16 protein-coding genes and 2 pseudogenes are annotated in these 15,407 nt (G+C 59.1%); 9 read left to right on the top strand and 9 right to left on the bottom strand.

Annotated elements, in window-relative coordinates:
* Positions 1 to 15: 15 nt before the first annotated feature.
* The gene (locus ACZ1HA_RS07620) at positions 16 to 456 is read left to right on the top strand and encodes a PaaI family thioesterase (protein ID WP_472713461.1); all 441 of its coding nucleotides are present in this window, start codon (positions 16 to 18) and stop codon (positions 454 to 456) included.
* A gap of 99 nt (positions 457 to 555) precedes the next feature.
* On the opposite strand, the gene ACZ1HA_RS07615 is transcribed toward ACZ1HA_RS07620, so the two are convergent.
* A complete protein-coding gene (locus tag ACZ1HA_RS07615; protein WP_375227640.1) occupies positions 556 to 789 on the bottom strand; it encodes a DUF1127 domain-containing protein in 234 nt (77 codons plus the stop codon).
* A gap of 94 nt (positions 790 to 883) precedes the next feature.
* Between ACZ1HA_RS07615 and ACZ1HA_RS07610 the strand changes: the two genes are divergently transcribed.
* The 6 genes from ACZ1HA_RS07610 to ACZ1HA_RS07585 all read left to right on the top strand — a co-directional run bounded on the left by ACZ1HA_RS07610 (position 884) and on the right by ACZ1HA_RS07585 (position 6,449).
* Complete coding sequence (locus ACZ1HA_RS07610; RefSeq protein ID WP_472713460.1) at positions 884 to 2,299, top strand: aminotransferase-like domain-containing protein; 1,416 nt, start codon at positions 884 to 886, stop codon at positions 2,297 to 2,299.
* A 345-nt stretch (positions 2,300 to 2,644) separates the two neighbouring features.
* A complete protein-coding gene (gene rplM / locus ACZ1HA_RS07605; RefSeq protein ID WP_375227642.1) occupies positions 2,645 to 3,106 on the top strand; it encodes a 50S ribosomal protein L13 in 462 nt (153 codons plus the stop codon).
* Positions 3,107 to 3,108: 2 nt separating this feature from the next.
* On the top strand, positions 3,109 to 3,600 hold the full coding sequence (gene rpsI / locus ACZ1HA_RS07600) for a 30S ribosomal protein S9 (protein WP_375227643.1): 492 nt from the start codon (positions 3,109 to 3,111) through the stop codon (positions 3,598 to 3,600).
* A gap of 134 nt (positions 3,601 to 3,734) precedes the next feature.
* The gene (locus ACZ1HA_RS07595; RefSeq protein ID WP_375227644.1) at positions 3,735 to 4,100 is read left to right on the top strand and encodes a group I truncated hemoglobin; all 366 of its coding nucleotides are present in this window, start codon (positions 3,735 to 3,737) and stop codon (positions 4,098 to 4,100) included.
* A complete protein-coding gene (locus tag ACZ1HA_RS07590; RefSeq protein WP_375227645.1) occupies positions 4,097 to 5,152 on the top strand; it encodes an adenylate/guanylate cyclase domain-containing protein in 1,056 nt (351 codons plus the stop codon). Before ACZ1HA_RS07595 ends, ACZ1HA_RS07590 begins: the two co-directional genes overlap by 4 nt.
* 64 nt (positions 5,153 to 5,216) lie before the next feature.
* On the top strand, positions 5,217 to 6,449 hold the full coding sequence (locus ACZ1HA_RS07585) for an MFS transporter (RefSeq protein ID WP_472713459.1): 1,233 nt from the start codon (positions 5,217 to 5,219) through the stop codon (positions 6,447 to 6,449).
* A 6-nt stretch (positions 6,450 to 6,455) separates the two neighbouring features.
* On the opposite strand, the gene ACZ1HA_RS07580 is transcribed toward ACZ1HA_RS07585, so the two are convergent.
* From ACZ1HA_RS07580 to ACZ1HA_RS07565, 4 genes and pseudogenes are all read right to left on the bottom strand, one after another.
* Entirely contained in the window at positions 6,456 to 7,073 is a 618-nt protein-coding gene (locus ACZ1HA_RS07580) for a TetR/AcrR family transcriptional regulator (RefSeq protein WP_375227647.1), read from the bottom strand.
* Complete coding sequence (ppk2, locus tag ACZ1HA_RS07575; RefSeq protein WP_472713458.1) at positions 7,066 to 7,935, bottom strand: polyphosphate kinase 2; 870 nt, start codon at positions 7,933 to 7,935, stop codon at positions 7,066 to 7,068. Before ppk2 ends, ACZ1HA_RS07580 begins: the two co-directional genes overlap by 8 nt.
* A gap of 48 nt (positions 7,936 to 7,983) precedes the next feature.
* Entirely contained in the window at positions 7,984 to 8,964 is a 981-nt protein-coding gene (locus ACZ1HA_RS07570; protein WP_472713457.1) for an alpha/beta fold hydrolase, read from the bottom strand.
* Positions 8,948 to 9,804, bottom strand: a pseudogene (locus ACZ1HA_RS07565) (homoserine O-succinyltransferase). Before ACZ1HA_RS07565 ends, ACZ1HA_RS07570 begins: the two are co-directional and overlap by 17 nt.
* Before the next feature lie 208 nt (positions 9,805 to 10,012).
* Between ACZ1HA_RS07565 and ACZ1HA_RS07560 the strand changes: the two are divergent.
* Together ACZ1HA_RS07560 and ACZ1HA_RS07555 are read left to right on the top strand one after the other, a co-directional pair.
* On the top strand, positions 10,013 to 10,960 hold the full coding sequence (locus tag ACZ1HA_RS07560; RefSeq protein WP_472713456.1) for a hypothetical protein: 948 nt from the start codon (positions 10,013 to 10,015) through the stop codon (positions 10,958 to 10,960).
* Between the two features lie 6 nt (positions 10,961 to 10,966).
* The gene (locus tag ACZ1HA_RS07555; RefSeq protein WP_472713455.1) at positions 10,967 to 11,323 is read left to right on the top strand and encodes a hypothetical protein; all 357 of its coding nucleotides are present in this window, start codon (positions 10,967 to 10,969) and stop codon (positions 11,321 to 11,323) included.
* A gap of 6 nt (positions 11,324 to 11,329) precedes the next feature.
* On the opposite strand, the gene ACZ1HA_RS07550 is transcribed toward ACZ1HA_RS07555, so the two are convergent.
* The 4 genes and pseudogenes from ACZ1HA_RS07550 to ACZ1HA_RS07535 all read right to left on the bottom strand — a co-directional run bounded on the left by ACZ1HA_RS07550 (position 11,330) and on the right by ACZ1HA_RS07535 (position 15,396).
* Entirely contained in the window at positions 11,330 to 12,187 is an 858-nt protein-coding gene (locus tag ACZ1HA_RS07550; RefSeq protein WP_472713454.1) for an ATPase, read from the bottom strand.
* Between the two features lie 61 nt (positions 12,188 to 12,248).
* A pseudogene (locus tag ACZ1HA_RS07545) lies at positions 12,249 to 13,174 on the bottom strand (DMT family transporter).
* A gap of 102 nt (positions 13,175 to 13,276) precedes the next feature.
* Complete coding sequence (locus ACZ1HA_RS07540; RefSeq protein WP_472713453.1) at positions 13,277 to 14,401, bottom strand: outer membrane protein transport protein; 1,125 nt, start codon at positions 14,399 to 14,401, stop codon at positions 13,277 to 13,279.
* 131 nt (positions 14,402 to 14,532) lie between these two features.
* On the bottom strand, positions 14,533 to 15,396 hold the full coding sequence (locus ACZ1HA_RS07535) for a DMT family transporter (protein WP_472713452.1): 864 nt from the start codon (positions 15,394 to 15,396) through the stop codon (positions 14,533 to 14,535).
* Positions 15,397 to 15,407 lie beyond the last annotated feature (11 nt).

Raw genomic sequence — 15,407 nt, 5'->3', positions numbered from 1 at the left:
AAGAAGGAACGGGGCATGGCACTCAAACTCAACGCCGACGAAATGATGGCCTTTATTGACGAGGTTTTTCCGCAGGTCCGGGGCGAATTTGCCATAGATCATCTGGATGGGGATCGTCTGGTTGCGCGTTTGCTGGTCGGAGAACGGCATCTGCGCCCGGGCAATACGGTGTCCGGCCCGGCCATGTTCGGGCTGGCGGATGTGGCGGCCTATATGGTGACGATGGCCCATGTCGGACGCGAGGCCCTTGCCGTTACAACGAACTGTTCGATTGATTTCATGCGAAAACCGGCGGCGGGTGCAGATCTTCTGGCCGAGGCACGTCTGCTCAAGCTTGGCCAGTCGCTGTCGGTCACCGACGTGCTGATCTATTCCGAAGGGAGCGACAAGCCGGTCGCGCGGGCGTCACTGACGTATTCGCTGCCAAAATCCGTGCGGGGGCAGGGCGCAGTTTAGCATTGTTTACCAGGCACTGCGTTGCCGGAACACGGAAACAAAAAGGCGGCCAGGACGAACCCGGCCGCAGGAAGAGGTCTGGTGTGCATACCGGGGAGGCTATGCGCGCCAGAACACCTTGGAAGCCTCAGTATCAGCCTCATGGGGTGTCAGCCCCACGTCGGCGAGCTGCCAGTAGGAAAGCTGTCTGAGCGCTTTCCTCGTGCGTCGCCGCGTGGCCCATTTCGACAGGCAGACGGCGAACTCGACCGCGATCAGCGACACAACCGGCACGGCGCGCGTGCGGTTCAGGTAGTCGAGGGTGCGGGGCGACAGCGTCATATCCTGTGTCATGGGTATCTCCTTCAATTGTATTGACACAATATAGCAAACTTGCTACGATGTATTGATACGAAAATTGGTACATGGAATCGAGAGAAACATTGTAATGGGTACAATTTGGCAGCCGGAACTCAGCAATCATGACGGGCCCAAGTACAAAGCCGTGGTCTTACTGATCCGCGAAGGTATCGAAGAAGGCCTGCTGAAACCCGGTGACAAGCTGCCCCCCGTGCGTGACCTTGCCTGGACACTGAAGATTACGCCGGGCACGGTCGCGCGAGCCTATACGATCCTGACAGAGAGCGGCACTCTGATTGCTGAGGTCGGGCGGGGTACGTTCGTTGCATCCCACAAGCCGATGGCTGTTCCGGAAGAACCCATTGAAGTGGATGTGATTTCGCACCGTGCTGAAGAAGACGGTGATGTCTACAAAGTCAGCATGTTTTCACCGCACCTGCCTGCGGTCGGCCAGGATAAGCTGATACGGAAACTGCTGGGGCAGATCGCTCAGGAGCCGCCGTCGGGCATCATGCATTACCCAAGCCGTTCGGGCGCCCAACCGGCCCGCGAAGCAGTTGTGCGCTGGCTTGCGGGTACACCGCTTGGCGCATTTGGTGAAAAGGACATTGTATTGTCACACGGTGGGCAGAATGGCCTTTCGCTTATTTTCCAGACCATTCTGCAGGGGCGGAAACCTACCGTTCTGATCGAAGAACTGTCTTATCCCGGCTTCCGGCGCGCGGCGGAGCTGTTGCGGGCAGATGTGGTGCCGGTCGCGATGGACGCTGAAGGTGTGATCCCCGAGGCGCTGGAAGAGGCTGCGCGTGCGCATGACGCCCAGATCTTCTGTACCTCGCCCGAAGTGCATAACCCGACAGGGGTCTTCACGCCACTGGCCCGCCGGGATGCGCTTGCCGCTGTGGCGCGCCGCAATGACCTGCAGATTGTTGAAGACGATTGTTACCGGATGCGTGTCGACCGGGCGCCGACCTACCGGATGCTGGCACCGGAACGTGGCTGGTATGTCTCGTCGCTTGCGAAAACACTCACCCCGGCGCTGCGGATTGGTTTCGCAATTGCGCCTGCCGGGCGGACACCGGAGCTGCGCCGGGTCGCCGAGTACAATTGTTTTGGGCTGGCCACGCCGCTCATTGATCTCTGCGCCGCATTGCTGAACCACCCAAAGATCGACGCGCTGGCCGAGGAAACGCGCGGCGCCTTCAACCTCTATGTACAGAGTGCCGTCAATATCCTCGGTGGATACGACGTTGTCTGGCGTCCGGACGTGCCGTTTCTTTGGCTGCGCCTGCCTCTGGGCTGGCGCGCGAGTGCGTTTTGTCAGGCCGCCGAACAGCAGGGCGTGCAGATCCGTACCGCCGAAGAATTCGTCTGCCGTGATGCGCGGGCACCCCATGCGGTCCGTCTGGCGGTGAACGCGGGCGTGTCACTGGATAGCTTTGAAGCCGCTGTGTTGCGTCTGCGCCAGTTGCTGGACAGCCCGCCGGAACAACTGAGCGTTTGATGGCTGCGGTTTGGCGCATTCGGGAAGACCACACAGCAGGAATGCCGATGCAGGGCAAGTCGGTTACAGGACTGTCTTCAGGAGTCTTTTGGGGTTGGTGGAGCAGGATTACAGCACGAAAACGGTGACGCGGCATGCGCAACCAGAGAGATTAAGCGGTTGTGTAGTAGCTATCCGCGAAAATTAGTGGGGTAAAATGATACCTATATTTTATACCACTGTTTTTGAACGATTATTTGCCGGCAATAGCGCTTGACGCAGAAACAGCCTCGTTTATAACGCCCCAATCGAATTGAGGCCGTAGCGCACTTGTTGCGGCCTGTCACCTCAAACGGGGAACCGTCCATGAAAACTTTCTCTGCAACACCCGCAGACATCGACAAGAAATGGATCCTGATCGACGCCGAGGGCGTAGTTCTGGGCCGTCTTGCTTCGATCGTCGCACAGCGTCTGCGCGGCAAGCACAAGCCGTCGTTCACACCGCACATGGATATGGGCGACAACGTGATCGTCATCAACGCGGATAAAATCCAGCTGACCGGCAACAAACGCCAGGAAAACCATTACTGGCACACCGGACATCCCGGTGGCATCAAATCCCGCACCAAGGAGCAGATCCTTGAGGGCGCGCACCCTGAGCGTGTTGTCACACTGGCCGTCAAGCGCATGCTGCCCGGCAACCGTCTGAGCCGCCAGCAGATGACAAACCTGCGCGTCTACGCAGGTGCGGAACACCCCCATGAGGCACAAAGCCCCGAAGTTCTGGACGTTAAGGCCATGAACAAGAAAAACACCCGGAGCGCATAACGATGGCTGAAGAAATCAACACACTCGAAGAGCTGGGCCAGGTGGCCGGCGTTGAGGCCGCAGCGCCCGAGGCCGAAGTCATCACCCGCGAGCCTGTCCGTGACGAACTGGGCCGGTCCTATGCAACCGGCAAGCGGAAAGACGCGATTGCCCGTGTCTGGATCAAGCCGGGTTCCGGCAAGGTCACCGTCAACGGAAAGCCGCAGAACGAATATTTTGCGCGCCCCGTGCTGCAGATGATCCTGGCACAGCCGTTCACTGTGTCCGGCACAGAAGGCCAGTTTGACGTGGTCGCCACCGTCAAAGGCGGCGGACTGTCCGGCCAGGCCGGTGCGGTCAAGCACGGTATCTCAAAAGCGCTGCAGCTTTACGATCCGTCGCTGCGCGGTGCGCTGAAAGCGGCAGGCTTCCTGACCCGTGACAGCCGCGTGGTCGAGCGTAAGAAATACGGTAAGGCCAAAGCGCGGAAGAGCTTCCAGTTCTCCAAGCGTTAATCCAACCCGGATATTGTTGCTCAAAGGCCGCTTTTTTAAGCGGCCTTTTTGCTGTTCACAGGCATGTTTACGCAGCGTTCTTGCGCGCGTCGGGGCTTCGCCGTACAACAGAGACGGGAACCGGGTACGAGGCTATGTCCAGCACTTTCCAGAAATATGGTGGTTTCGGCACTGTCAGCCGGGTCGTTCTGTCGTTCTATGAGATGGTACTGGACAGCGATATTGTCGGGCATCACTTTGATGATGTCGACATGGCGCGTCTGATGGATCATCAGACAAAATTCGTCTCCGCGCTCATGGGTGGGCCGTCTGCGATGACAGACGACCGTCTGGCGCATGTCCACCACGCACTGGATATCTCCGCACAGGAATTCGACGAGGTTGTGCGTCTGCTGGGCGAAGCGATGCGCGAGCATGGTATGGCGGATGCGGACATCCGCGATGTGGCGCGTGAATTTGAGGCCCGGCGCGGATGCATTCTGCGTCCCGGTGTCCGATGACCGCCAATACACTCACGACCATAAATGAACAGCTGCTGAAATCGATCGGGGTCGGCATCGCCATTCTGCGCTGGTCCGACCTGTCGGTGTTTTACCACAATGCAGCTTTCGCGGACTGGTTTGGCGATCCGAAGGAAGAGGGGGCTCTGTCAGAGGCCATAGAGGCCATCCGGGAGGCCGCGGCGACGGCACTGCGTGAAACCGGACGCTATACGGGCGAGGTACAGGTGAAACCGCGCCGCCGTACGCTGGTTATTTCGGTCAGTCTGCATCTGACTGAGCTCGAAAACGAAAAGATGATCGTTGCAGAATGCCAGAACATCACGCGCATGCGTGAGCTGGAGCAGATGATCGACAGCTATTCCAAGATGGTCGAGCGCAACACACGTCAGCTGGAACGGGAAAAAGAGCGGGTTGAAAAGCTGCTGCTCAATCTGATGCCACGCAAAGTCTATGAAGAATTCAAGACGTTTGGCGTTGTCACGCCTCAACTCTACCGCAACGTGTCGGTACTGATGCTCGATTTTGTGGGCTTCACGGATTTTACCGAACAGAATGATCCGACAGTGACCCTGGGCGAGCTGAACGACATTTTCACCGCCTTTGACCGGATTGCCGAGCAGTTTGGCGTGGAGCGGATCAAGACCATCGGGGACGCCTATATGGCGGTATCGGGAATGCCCGAAGAGGCCCCGGATCATGCTTCTGCCGTCGCCAATTGTGCCGTGCGTTTCCTGAGGTTCCTGGAGCGCCGCAATCAGAGCCACAGGTTCAAATGGGAAGCCCGGATCGGGCTGGGCAGCGGGGCTGCTGTCGGCTCGGTCGTGGGGGTCCAGAAATACGTATACGATGTGTTCGGACCGGCCGTGAACATGGCCGCCCGTCTGGAGGTATTTGCCCACCCGATGAAGATCGTGGCGCCGATCGAGATGAAGTATGATCTGATCGACGGATTTCAGGTCGAAGAAATCGGCTCCTACGACATCAAGGGGCTTGGGACCATGGAGCTCATCAACGTCGAGGGAAATCTGTCCCTCGCGCGCACCTTCTGACCGCCAGAACAGAGCGGAGCCATTCCCGTTTGACACGCCGGACGCATGAGGCTTTGGTGACCCTATGGCGCTTCTCGTAAAAAACCGTTCCTTCCGGCTGCTGTTTTCCGCAACCGCTGTGTCCAACCTTGGCGACGGGGTATCCGCGCTCGCCTTCCCTTGGCTGGCCACGCTGATCACCCGTGATCCCGCTCTGGTCGCCCTTGTCGCCTTTGCGACAACGCTGCCCTGGTTGCTGTTTTCCGTGCCCGTAGGGGTGCTCGTCGACCGGTATGACCGCCGCCTGCTGATGGTACGCGCGGATCTGTTCCGGCTGATCCTGACCTGTGGGGTCATCTCGCTGATCTTTTCGATCCCATCCTTTCCGCCCGACGGTGACCCGCTGTTATATATTCTGGTTCTCGCCGCCCTTGGCATGATGCTCGGCACCGCAGAGGTGGTGCGGGACAATGCCGCGCAGACCGTGCTGCCATCCGTGGTGCCAAAGACCGATCTGGAGAGCGCCAACGGACAGCTTTGGAGTGTCGAGCAGATCATGGGGTCCTTTGTCGGGCCGCCTGTGGCGGGTCTGCTGATCGCTTTTGCTGTACCCGCACCCTTTGCGCTTGATGCGGTCACTTTTGGGGTCGCGGCCCTGCTGGTCTGGTGCATTGCCATCCCGCGCCGCGCCAATCCGCCCCGGCGGGAACTCCGTCGCGAAGTGGCTGAAGGCTGGAACTGGATGCGGGCCAATCCGACGATTTTCCGCCTCGCTGTCATGCTGGGTTTTATCAACGGCATTTCGGTGATGGCGATGACCATCCTGATCCTCTTTTCACAGGAAGTTCTGGGGCTGACAGCCGCAGGTCATGGTGTTCTTATGGCCGTGGGGGCTGCGGGTGGCGTCCTGGGCGGTATTCTGGGGCCGCGCATTATTGCGCGTATCGGGCCGCAGAACGGTGTGCTGGTCGCTCTTTTCCTGATCCCGCTGCCCTTTGTCATTCTCGCGATGACCGCCCATCCTGTGATCGCGGGCATTGCAATGTTCATCGAGGTATTTTCCGCACTGATGTGGAACATTGTAACAGTTTCATATCGCCAGCGGCGCATTCCGGACGCGCTGCTGGGGCGGGTGAATTCGCTGTACCGCTTCTTTGGATGGGGCATGATGCCCATCGGCGCGTTGTTGGGAGGCTGGATCGTGTCGCTGGGCGAAGGGCCTTTGGGGCGCGAAGTGGCGCTGCGTCTGCCGTTCATGATCGCGGCGGCGGGGGCCTATGTGCTGCTGATCTATGGTGCGCGCAAACTGCGCCTCTGAACCCGTTCAGGCGTCCGGCGTGATCAGGCCCAGCCCGCGGAGGTAAATCCCGATACCCGTTTCCAGCAGATCCTCAGGCGGGAAGGGCGACGCACGACCGGGAGAGTTGCGAGCGAAGAGCTCCACAACACCGTGACTCATGGCCCAGATATGGGCAGAAAACATAGAGGCGGGGGGACGTTTGTCCTCCGGGATATGCTCGCTGAGATCGGTGGCTGCTTTCTCCAGAACTGCGTTCGCCCGTGACGACACTGCCGCGAGTTCTGACGTCCGGTTGACGCTGATCCCACTTTCAAACATGGCGATGTAGTGACCGGGGTATTTCCGCGCAAAGGCCAGATAGGCCCGCCCTGTTGCCGAAAACGCCGCGAGCGCTGAGGGCTGGCCCTTTTCATAGGCGTATTCCATCAGATCGGCAAAAATCTCGTACCCCTGACGGGCGGCCTCGGCGATCAGGTCCTCGCGCCCTTCAAAATGCCGGTACACCGCAGCCGGTGTGACCCCGGCCTGTTTGGCGGCCTCGGACAGGGTGAAACCGGTTGGGCCGCGCAGCTCAATCAGCTCAAGAGCGGCATCAACCAGTGCCTGCCGCAGATTGCCGTGGTGATAGCCGCGCTTAGGCATTCCAGATGTCCGGCCCACCGCAGATTTTCGTGTCGATGGCGCCAAGCGCGCCGGTATCCTTGCGGTCGTAGTCGAGACCATGCAGCACCGCCCGGATCGCGTTCAGCCGTGCGCGCCGCTTGTCATCAGAGCGCACAACGGTCCAGGGTGCATCCACCGTATGACTGCGTTTCAGCGTATCCCCGATCGCATGGGTATAGGCGTCCCATTTGCCCAGGCCTTTGACGTCAATGCCGCTGAGCTTCCACTGCTTCAGCGGGTCGCGTTCCCGGGCCATCATGCGGCGCAGCTGCTCGGCGCGGCCGACGTTCAGCCAGAACTTCACCAGATGGATTCCGTCATCCGCCAGCATCTCCTCAAAAGGTTTGACCTGGACGAAGAAATGTTCGCGCTGCGCCTCTGTACAAAACCCGAAAACAGGCTCGATGACGCCGCGGTTGTACCAGCTGCGGTCAAAAAAAACGATCTCACCGGCCGCGGGCAGATGATTGATATAGCGCTGAAAATACCACTGCGTCCGCTCTGTTTCAGTGGGTTTTGACAGTGCCACCACCCGTGCGCCGCGCGGGTTGAGATTGGTGCGGAACCGGCTGATGGTCCCACCTTTGCCAGCGCCATCGCGCCCTTCAAAAACGATGGCGATCCGCGCACCGCTTTCCCGAACCCAGGCCTGCAGTTTAACCAGTTCAATCTGCAGCGCCGCGAGATCCTTTTCGTACGGTTTGCGCGCAAGACGTTCCGAGTGAGGATAGGACCCATCGAGGATCGGGCCGCTGTCCTGGCGACGGATCGCATTTCGGACCCCGTCCGGTGCTTCATTTTCGAAAAAGGCGCTGATCGCGCCGTCAAAGGGCAGGTCCATGGGGCCTCCACTCAGGATCTTCCTGTTATATATGGGATGTTAATGCGATTAACGCAAACCCGCACGCGCGGCAGCACGGTCGATTGCGGCCAGAACCGCATCGGTGCTCACATGTTGTGGCATATGCCCCACACCTTCTAGGCGGGTCAGGACAGCGCTGTCGATCTGACCGCTCAGGGGAACGGAATGCACGTCGAGTGGGACAATGGTGTCATCCGTGCCATGTAGGATTTCCACGGGCATCTGCAGGGTGTGATACCGTTGGGACATTTCCACAATAAAGGGGCGCAGTCCGTTCACCTGCTGCGCATTGGCGCGCATCGTGCCGCGCCGCAGTGTCATCTGTGGTCCGAAATGGGCCAGATATCCGCCGGGCACGTCCTGCGGTTCGAAGATCGACGACACGGTCTGTTCAACAACGCTGCGGGGCGCGAAAGCAGTGATCAGCGGTATTACCAGAGCGCTGCCAAGGCGCGAGGAGTTGATCTGATAAAGTGGCCCGAGATCACCTTCCCACGGGTTGGAGGCCGCCGCGAGCAGGACCAGCGCCGCCGTTTCATCCGGGCGTTCCAGCGCCCAGGCCAGTGCCACCGCGCCGCCAAAGGAGTGTCCCACAACTACCGGGTTGCTGACGCCGACTGCATCAGTGGCCTTCTGCAACAGCCTGGCCTGCAAAGCAGGGGGTTCCGGTGTCACGTTCCAGATGCCACCGTATCCGCGTGGGCGGTCAGACCAGCCCATTCCGGGGCGGTCGACGGCGATCACGCGAAATGCCTGCGAGAGCTTTTCCTCAAGCTGGAAAGTTGCATCCCGCAGGCTGCCGCTCGCGCCATGGATAAGCACGATATCTGGACCTTCGCCCGAGACATGTACGTGAATGCGGGTCCCGTCCACCTCAACGAACTGACCCGAGGGCGGATAGGCTGCCTCAGCTGCGTTCTCGTTCGCCGCTGCGCGCCACTGCACCAGGGCAAACAGCGCGAGCGCGCAAAGCAGCAGGGCGGCCACGGCCTTAGGACCCGATCGCATCGATATCGTAGGGCGTATCCTGGTACACCTCTGTCAGCCAGTTCCCGTAGAGCAGATGCGCGTGGCTGCGCCACCGGTTCAGTGGTTCACGCGACGGGTCGTCATCCGGGTAGTAGTTCATCGGCACGTTGATCGGCGTTCCGGCCTCAACATCGCGGTCGTATTCCTGCTTCAGCGTATCGCTGTCGTACTCGAAATGGTTGAAGATATAGATCGCGCGGTGCGCCGGATCCTCAACAAGGCAGGGGCCGACCTCTTCGCTGCCCAGCAGCGTGCGCAGCCCGGAAGCGGCATCGATCTCGTCCTGCCTCATTTCTGTCCAGCGCGACACCGGGATCACACAATCATCGGAAAACCCGCGCAGATAGGGAGACGCCGGTGCGAGGTTCCGGTGCCGGAAACAGCCAAAGGCCTTGGCATCCAGCATGTGTTTTTTCACGCCGTGAAAATGGTTGATCATCGCCATGCCCCCCAGCAGACGCCAAAGGTCGAATGCACATTGGTCTGCGTCCAGTCCATCACTTCGCGCAGCTCATCCCAATAGGTCACATCCTGAAACGCCAGGTGTTCAATGGGGGCGCCGGTGATGATCAGGCCATCAAACTTCTCGTGTTTAACCTCCTGAAACGGGCGGTAGAATTCGGCCATATGTTCAGCAGCGGTGTTCCGGGTCTGATGCTCTGACATGCGGATCAGTTCGAAATCGATCTGCAGCGGCGTGGCGCCGATCAGACGGGCGAACTGGTTCTCGGTCTGGATCTTTTTCGGCATCAGATTCAGCAGACCGATGCGCAGCGGGCGGATGTCCTGGCGTGCGGCCTGATCAGGGTCCATCACCATAACACCCTCGTGCGTCAGCACGTCATAGGCGGGCAGGTCGGCGGGGATCTTGATCGGCATCGGGGTATTCCTGTTCTGGTGCGCACTCACCTAATGCGACACCAGGGAAATATCCAGCCCACAGCAGGCTGCCTCACGTCAGGTTGACTGAATCAATGACCCGTGTAACGCTGCACGTATTGATTGAAGCATAAAACGATATTTTTACATGACCCTATTTACAACCCGAGGCGCACTGGGGTGTCTGCCCTTTGTTATCGCCGGACTGGTGGCCTGTGTACCGGTCGATGCCAGCAAAGAAATCACCCTGATGAGCGATGCGACAGCAACCCTGTCCGATGAAACGCTTACGAAACTGAAACCACAGATCGACGCATATAATGCAGCCGCACCGGACAGGGCAGCGGCAGCGGGCGACCTCTGGTTGCTGTCGCAGGCCTGCGACACAAACGAGGAAGTCTTTAATTACGATGCGCTGAGCAACTGCAGGATCGACCGGGTGGCGAATGAAACCGCTCCCGAACCGGCACCGACGCAGTTGCAGGCCGTGCAGCGGAAGCTGGGGCTTTTGTCCGAATACAGCGCGTTGCTGTCAGATCTGGCCTCTGCACAGACAGAAGCAGACATAAAAATTGCCTATGCGGGGCTGGCGGATACGCTGAAGGGGCTGGGGGAAAAATCCGGTTCTTCCGGCATCGCGTCCTTTGCGCAGAGCCTGCAGGACGAAAAGGAAAAGGTCGGGGCGGTCACGGACTTCGCCGTATCTTCGTACAGGAACCGACTGCTTAAACGCACAGTTCGGGATGCTGACCCGCTGATCATCGAAGTAACGGGGGAACTGAAGGCAACGCTTCAGGATCTGAATTTTGATACCGGGTACGCCGCGGCACTGGCCCGGATGCGCAACGCCAATACCGAAGCGTTTGATGCAAATCTCGCAGGCAATACGGCACGTACAGCCGCCGCCTACCGGGAGCTGGAAGCGAGCCATGCCGCCTTTATCAAAGCCGCAGAAGGGTCGGTCTACACCAAACTGGATCAGCTGGCCGCGACGCACAACGGGCTGGCTGCCCGTCTGAGCGGGTCGCCATCAACTGAGGCGCTGACGGCCTACCTCAAGGCTCTCAGGGATCTCGCCGGAACGCTGGAAGGATAACCTCTGATGCCAAATCTCTCGAAAGTCGCTGAAAAGAATTTTGAACAACTGCTTGTACTGGTCAATCAGGCCCGGGCGCGGAACCGGAAGATGCTTTATGCAGCGGTAAAGGCCGGTGATACAAAGACCCGTGACGAACATATTAAAATAGAAAAGAAGCTTCAGGCACACCACATCGAGGTGATTGAACTGCAGCAGAAATATGAGGCCTCGGACACAGCCCCATCGACTGCAGAGAAGGCGCTGAAATCGCTCGTCGCCAATACCCGCAAGCAGGTGCAGAAGGTCAACTCCATTGCCTCAGCGCTGAACGGTCTCGAAAAAGTCGCGAGCCTGATCACAAAATTTGTTGGCGTGCTCTGACATTTTTCACGCGCGGTCGATGGCTCTTGCGATCAGGTCTTCGAAGTCCTGATCGGACGCGAGAGCGGCCACCTCATCTGCGGTGACGGTCACGCCCCAGCGCGCCATGGCCTCATACCGGGGCTGGCGGTGTGCCAGCGCGCGGGCATAGGTCCAGCGCACAAAGGCGTCCGGGTCGACCGCATCTTCGGCACTGCCGGTTTCCTTCAGGTATTCCTGCCAGCAGCGCAGCAGAAATTCCGGCTGATACGCCATCGGCTTGGGCGCGCGGTCAAACCGGCGCACGAGCTCTTCTGTGTGCGCGTCATCCCCGCGGATCCAGATCATCAGACAGCTTTCGGACAGCTCCCGCATCAGCGGATCATCGTCATTTTCCGGATCGACCCATTCACAGATGGACCCGCCGGTATCGCAGATAAAGTTCGGGTAGCCATAAAGCGCTTCGGCCCGGCGGGCAAAACGCGCCGTGTCGCGCAGGGCTGCGATTTCCGCCAGCCGGAACTGTTCCTGACGCCGCGCGTATTCCTCCATGGGCAGGCCGCCCTGGTCGGGATTGCCCGGTTTGCCGAGATAGGTGGCGACGGGGCTCAGGTTATCAAAGGTGATGTTTGAGCCGATGTAGATACTGTCACTCATCAGCAGGTCGCGCAGAAACGGAACCTTCATGGCCTCAGCCTTGGCATTGTCCGCGATGTATTCGCCCATGTACCGCGTGCCGATCCGGTAATCTATGGAGTAGTGAAACCAGGACCCGCTGGCGCGCAGCAGGTTGGACATATGCGTTTTGCCCAGGCCCGACATGCCATAGACAAGCACAGATCGGTGTTGCGCGGAACGCCATGCGCTGGAAGTTGAATAGAGCATATGTGCGCCGCCTGTCGTACTGAGACCCTCAGCAACCTCCTAGCCGCGCCCGCGCAGGGCGTCAATCTGTGCGCACGGGTGCCGAGCGCCGCAAGCTCTTCAGAAGACGCCCGTCCAGGATGGCCAGTCCGCAGGCCAGAAGCGCGAAACCCGCATAAGCGCCTGCATGCAATGCCTCGCCCAGCATAAGGGCACCCAAGACAATAGCGACCGGCGGGATCAGCAGGGTCACCAGCAACAGATTGCCGCTGCCGGCAAGGGCCAGCACCTGGTAATAGAGCAGGTAAGCACCTGCTGTTGCGATGATCGAAAAGTAACCGATGGCCGCAATGGTCCGTGGTTCCAGCAACAATGTCACGGGACCGTCGAACATAAAGGCAAGCGGCACGGTGATCAGCGTTGACCCGGTCAGCATGCCTGCGGCGGCGACCTGGGGCTTAAGACCCGCAAGGTTTTTCGGGCCCAGACACCGGCCAGCGCGTAAGACAGGGTGCCCCCGATCACCGCCAGCTGGGCCAGAGACTGCAGGCTGAAGCTGCGCAGGTTCTCCAGCCCGATGGCGGTGGCCACACCGGCAAAGCCCAGAAGAACACCTGCCAGTTTGCGCAGGGTCAGCCGTTCATCTGCAAAGAACAGCGCGGCCATCAGAACGCCGAAGATCGCCGTAGCTGCGTTCAGGATCGAGGTCAGACCACTTTCAATGTGGAGCTGTCCCCAGGCCATAAGACCAAATGGGACAACGTTGTTCAGCAACCCCATCACGAAAAACGCGCCCCAGATGCGTGGCTCACGCGGGATGGGCAGCCGCATGACGAGCACCACTATCCAAAGTGCCAGCATGGCCCAGAAGGTCCTGTGGGCAACGGTCGTCAGAAAGCCGATTTCGTCCAGAGCAACCCGGATGGACACAAAGGATGCGCCCCAGATGATGCCCAGCAGCAGCAAAAGACCCCAGGCCTGCATCGATATCGATTTCTGATCTGTCATGACCCTGATCCTGGGGCAGAGCAGCGCGCGGCGCCACCCGGATCATGCGCAATAAAAAACGCCCGCGCGATGGCGGGCGTTTTCCGGTGATCTTTTGTCGGATCAGAAGTTGAAGCCGACTTTTACGCCGAACGCGATTGCGTCATTGTCATTGAACGCGGCTGCCGGCGAACCGAAGAGACCTGTGGTCGTGTCGCCGATGCGGACATAACGAACACCGGTTGTGACCTTCATATTGCCACGAGTGTAGATTGCTGCCAGACCAATGCTCTCCTGTCCATCGGCCGGGCCGAGGTTGGTGAACAGATTTTGCGTGTTTTCTTCATAGCCAAGCGTTGCGGCAACGGACCAGGTTTCGTTGATTTTGTGTCCGACACCGAGTGTGTAGGTGATTACGTCTTCTTCATAGCTCAGCAGGTTCGCGCCGGTCAGCTGCGTGTAGAGTGACGGATCGAGCGCAAAGTCTGACCAGTCGACCCAGCGCACACCGCCGAACAGCAGAGTTTTGGGTGCGACACCGGTCTGGAATGCCAGATTGACTGACTGAGGTGTCTCAAACTCAGTCGATGTGGAACGTGTCGGGAAACCGGGCTGGGTTTCCACCGTGTCAACGCTGTGCGAGATTTCGGAGCTGTACGTCAGTGATACCCGCAACGCGATGTCCGGGCGTTCGTACGCAATACCGGCGACATAGCCCACGCCGTAGTGGACGTCCGCCTCGGCGGCGTAGTCAATGGCGTTGATCGTCGGAACGGGTGAGGTGAGGCCGATGTTAACGCTGGCCTCAACGGCCTGAACGCGCAGACCGCCGTAAACAGAGAAACCCGAGGGCATATTATACTGCATCAGGCCCGTCAGCGCGTAGCTTTCGAAGTTGGCCGCAGAACCATTCGCGAAATAACCGGTGCCGCTGGGATATTCCACGTCGGCTCCGAAGGGCTCATCAAGGATCAGTGCGTAAGACCATGTCTCGTTGATGTCGGCTTTGTACGCTGCACCGAACCGGAAATAGCTGGGCGCGATGTCACCGGAGCCTGATCCGTTCGGCAGGATTGCACTGAGGGATTCACCTGTCAGATCCGGCGTCACGCCTGTGAAGCTGAATTCCGCATAGCGGCCCTGCTCAAAGAGTGCGTCAATTGACTGTCCGGAACGATCAATACCGCCAGCCTGCGCGCCACCCGCGGCCAGACACAAAGCTGTTACACTTCCGATGTATACTCGCATGAAATCTCCTCCCCAGAAGATCGGTTTTTGTTTTCTCGCACCATTGCTCAAAAGTGGTCGCAGGTAATCACGATTCTGGCACCGGTCAATTGTTGACGCAGGGGAAAAGGCCGTTGTGACGTTACGTAGAACTACGCTGTTTTGCGGGTTTCAACCCAAAGGTTGAGGTAATTCCCGGTAAAAATGATCAGTGCGCCGATGAACACCTGGATCTCCAGCGGTTCCTGATAGAGCAGCATTCCGACAATCGCGATGGTCGGCAGGCGGATGAAATCCACCGGTACGATCACCGTGGCAGGGGCCAGCGATAACGCGGTGGTCAGGCAAAAGTGAGCCATCAGACCCGCAGCACCGATCAGCAGCACCAGCGGCAGTTCGGCGGCTGACGGCACAGCAATGTCGCCATCCCATGCGGTCGCGACAACTCCGAAGATCAGTTGCAGCACGGTAAGCCAGAACAGAATGCAGGTGATGCTTTGCGTGCGGGTCAGTTTTTTCGTCAGCATCATCGTGATCGCAAAAAAGATCGCCGAGGACGCTGCTGTTATGACGCCTGCGTTGATCCCGGCCATGTCGGGCCGTGCAACAATGAGAATGCCGATGAACCCCATGATCGCGGCAAAACCGCGCATTGCGGTGAGCCTTTCGCCAAGAATGAGCGGCGACAGCACGATCACCCAGAGCGGCGATGTGAATTCAAGCGCAAAAACCTGTGCCAGCGGAATGACGGTCACAGCATAAAACCAGAGGTTCTGACCGGTAAAATGCGCCAGGTTGCGTACCATCTGCAGACGGAAGTTCCGGGTGTTGACTTCGCGGAGCGTCCCCGCAAAACCAGCCACGGCCAGCACGATCACTAGCCCGAACATGCTGCGGTACATCATGATCTCAAAGGTATCGAGCGAACTGGACAGTTCCCGGCCCGCGACGGCCATCGACGAAAATGAGGCAATCGCGCCGATCATCCACAGACAGGCTTTGACGGTCGGATTCATGCCGCGCTGGT

It is taken from the genome of Roseobacter sp. S87, from assembly GCF_055693285.1.
This window is presented reverse-complemented; position numbering and strand designations above follow the sequence as displayed.

What these genes read in the sequence shown, in the direction of transcription:
- ACZ1HA_RS07580 (WP_375227647.1), bottom strand. Translation starts at nt 7,073, where the DNA reads ATGCCTAAGCGCGGCTATCACCACGGCAATCTGCGGCAGGCACTGGTT.
- ACZ1HA_RS07590 (WP_375227645.1), top strand. Translation starts at nt 4,097, where the DNA reads ATGACCGCCAATACACTCACGACCATAAATGAACAGCTGCTGAAATCG.
- ACZ1HA_RS07615 (WP_375227640.1), bottom strand. Translation starts at nt 789, where the DNA reads ATGACACAGGATATGACGCTGTCGCCCCGCACCCTCGACTACCTGAAC.
- ACZ1HA_RS07540 (WP_472713453.1), bottom strand. Translation starts at nt 14,401, where the DNA reads ATGCGAGTATACATCGGAAGTGTAACAGCTTTGTGTCTGGCCGCGGGT.
- rpsI (WP_375227643.1), top strand. Translation starts at nt 3,109, where the DNA reads ATGGCTGAAGAAATCAACACACTCGAAGAGCTGGGCCAGGTGGCCGGC.
- ACZ1HA_RS07595 (WP_375227644.1), top strand. Translation starts at nt 3,735, where the DNA reads ATGTCCAGCACTTTCCAGAAATATGGTGGTTTCGGCACTGTCAGCCGG.
- ACZ1HA_RS07535 (WP_472713452.1), bottom strand. Translation starts at nt 15,396, where the DNA reads ATGAATCCGACCGTCAAAGCCTGTCTGTGGATGATCGGCGCGATTGCC.
- ACZ1HA_RS07570 (WP_472713457.1), bottom strand. Translation starts at nt 8,964, where the DNA reads ATGCGATCGGGTCCTAAGGCCGTGGCCGCCCTGCTGCTTTGCGCGCTC.
- rplM (WP_375227642.1), top strand. Translation starts at nt 2,645, where the DNA reads ATGAAAACTTTCTCTGCAACACCCGCAGACATCGACAAGAAATGGATC.
- ACZ1HA_RS07555 (WP_472713455.1), top strand. Translation starts at nt 10,967, where the DNA reads ATGCCAAATCTCTCGAAAGTCGCTGAAAAGAATTTTGAACAACTGCTT.
- ACZ1HA_RS07610 (WP_472713460.1), top strand. Translation starts at nt 884, where the DNA reads ATGGGTACAATTTGGCAGCCGGAACTCAGCAATCATGACGGGCCCAAG.
- ACZ1HA_RS07550 (WP_472713454.1), bottom strand. Translation starts at nt 12,187, where the DNA reads ATGCTCTATTCAACTTCCAGCGCATGGCGTTCCGCGCAACACCGATCT.
- ACZ1HA_RS07585 (WP_472713459.1), top strand. Translation starts at nt 5,217, where the DNA reads ATGGCGCTTCTCGTAAAAAACCGTTCCTTCCGGCTGCTGTTTTCCGCA.
- ACZ1HA_RS07620 (WP_472713461.1), top strand. Translation starts at nt 16, where the DNA reads ATGGCACTCAAACTCAACGCCGACGAAATGATGGCCTTTATTGACGAG.
- ppk2 (WP_472713458.1), bottom strand. Translation starts at nt 7,935, where the DNA reads ATGGACCTGCCCTTTGACGGCGCGATCAGCGCCTTTTTCGAAAATGAA.
- ACZ1HA_RS07560 (WP_472713456.1), top strand. Translation starts at nt 10,013, where the DNA reads ATGACCCTATTTACAACCCGAGGCGCACTGGGGTGTCTGCCCTTTGTT.